The organism is Candidatus Hydrothermales bacterium, from assembly GCA_039630235.1.
In the GTDB taxonomy this organism is placed as follows: domain Bacteria; phylum Hydrothermota; class Hydrothermia; order Hydrothermales; family JAJRUZ01; genus JBCNVI01.
Map to the genome: position 1 here is coordinate 1 of JBCNVI010000056.1, position 686 is coordinate 686.

The 686-nt window shown below is 38.6% G+C and carries 1 protein-coding gene; it reads left to right on the forward strand.

All coding sequences use genetic code 11. From position 1 onward, the window contains the following. Positions 1-125: 125 nt before the first annotated feature. A partial coding sequence (locus tag ABDH49_09270; protein MEN3047127.1) for a methyltransferase occupies positions 126-686 on the forward strand: 561 nt, incomplete at its 3' end.

The window sequence follows — 686 nt, forward strand, 5'->3', positions numbered from 1 at the left end:
TAAGGAAAAGGACCTCTTTGACCAGGCTGTCAAAAAACTGGCTACAGCCCAGACAATGGAAGAGATAGAAGAATGGGAAAAAACAAGGGAAAGGGCAAGAACTCTCCTTGAACTCGTAGAAAGACTTGGAAGAATATAAGGAGTTTGAATTTTTCAGGGGAAAGGTAAGGTTCAGACAGCCAAAAGCTCACAGGCTTTCAATAGTGGAAATTCTTTTTGTTGCAAATCTGAAGGGTATAAGAAGAAAATCTAAAGTTGTAGACCTTGGTGCTGGCTTTGGTGCTCTTTCCATCCTTGTGGCCCTGAAGTATGGATGCCATGTATGGGCTGTGGAGAGGGACCCTTACATGCTGGAGCTTCTCAGGTATAACTTAGAGGTAAACGGATTGAAACAAAAAGTACATGTGGTTGGTGAAGATATTAGGTCTTTGAAAAATTCTTTTGGATTGCAATACTTTGATGTAGTTGTGGCAAACCCACCCTTTTACAGGGGTAATGATAGCACAAACATTTATCATCATGAACAGGATACGAGCCTTGAAGATTTTATAAAAATTGGCGGTTTTTTACTGAAGGATGGTGGTAGTTTTAATCTGTTGATAGCATCAAATCGCATGATTGATTCAATATTTTTTATGAAAAACAATAATATTGGCGTAGCATCCTTAAGGTTTTTCTATCCAAAA